Origin of the sequence: Sedimentibacter sp. B4, from assembly GCF_000309315.1 — a bacterium.
GTDB lineage: Bacteria > Bacillota > Clostridia > Tissierellales > Sedimentibacteraceae > Sedimentibacter > Sedimentibacter saalensis.
This window is the reverse complement of sequence record NZ_CANG01000989.1, coordinates 1-255: the sequence shown is the minus strand read 5'-3', so window position 1 is coordinate 255 and position 255 is coordinate 1. Positions and strand designations below refer to the sequence as shown.

The 255-nt window shown below is 68.6% G+C and carries 1 pseudogene; it reads right to left on the bottom strand.

The features are described from left to right. A pseudogene (locus BN358_RS28065) lies at positions 1-255 on the bottom strand (hypothetical protein); the annotation flags it as partial.

The following is a 255-nucleotide window of genomic DNA, read 5'->3' as shown; positions in this document are numbered from 1 at the left end:
AGGCGGACCGGGCGTCCCTCCATCAACAGCGAACCGAAGGCGAGCAGCTCTGCGGTGGCCCAGTCGATCGGGCCCTGCCGGATGCTGGTGGCACGGCGCTCCAGCTGCGGCAGCACCTTCGGTGCACGGTGAAGCCTTCGGGGAACGTCAGGTGGGCTGCAGCCACCGCCTCCATCTGTTCCTCGGTGATCGCGGTGCCGCGGTCCTTGCCGAGCTTGGAAGGGTAGTAGGGCACCCTGCGGTAGCCCTGGTCCT